The organism is Psychrobacter sp. 1Y4 (assembly GCF_051847555.1).
In genome coordinates this window covers 1-925 of sequence record NZ_JBPYDE010000247.1, presented here as the reverse complement: position 1 = coordinate 925, position 925 = coordinate 1, and the positions used below count along the sequence as shown (strand labels likewise).

1 protein-coding gene is annotated in these 925 nt (G+C 33.1%); it reads left to right on the top strand.

The annotated features are described in order from the left end of the window. Positions 1-371: 371 nt before the first annotated feature. Positions 372-925: hypothetical protein (locus ACS8FC_RS15545; RefSeq protein ID WP_439297432.1), on the top strand; the 554-nt coding region annotated here is incomplete at its 3' end.

Below are 925 nucleotides of genomic sequence, written 5' to 3'. Positions count from 1 at the left end.
GTACATAACCATCTATGATGAATGTAATTTCCAACTTACGAGTCTCTAGTATTTACTCATAATATATATACCCTACTAAGCAGACTGCGCTGTAGCGTAGTCTGTTTTTTTAATTAGCAGTGTTTGGATGTGAGTGAGAAATGAAATTTAAAAAATTTGGAAGGGATAGAGTTAGCAGTTTTTCTAAGTGATAATATGAAATTATTGACCGATATAACTGTATGATCACCATAAAGCCTTTATGGGCATAGTTCTATCGTTCTTTGTTATCTAAAGTGGTACTACGGTAATACTACGAAAATAATTTTGTATTCCTATTTAATTAATTCTATTATATTTCTACAAAAACAGTTTCAATAAGAGTGAAATACATGGCAGTAATCTATAAAACAGACAAAAAAAGTAAGCGAGTAGAGGTATATAAAAAAAGCAGCTCTTCTTCGATTGAGGCGTTAGAAGAGCTTAATGACCGACAAAAATTTCTAGCTTCGCACATACTGTTTAGAGAGTTCAATGAAATAGTACCTAGAGGCACGAGTGAATTACATGAGATTTTTTCCATTCTAGAGTCTTCTGATAAAGGGGACATAACTGAAGAGTTAGTTCGGGTTGTTAAGGAGGGTACGATTGAAGATAAGCAATGGGAATGGATTCAAAGTAGTGAAAGAACAAAAATATGGTTTTGGGGTTATTTCAAGTACAACTGCATAATTGCTGGAACTGATAGCATCCCATACCAACAATCGAGCAATGATTACTTCGAAAGTGCTATTTCAAGTATTTACAATTATTTTAGATCTGATGATTATATGCTCAAACCTTACCCCATGGACAAATATAATAAAGTTGGTGAGAGAGCAATAGAGCTATATAAAAATGACAAGCTTAATTACATGATCAAAGCACAAGAGCTTTATGCAGTGTA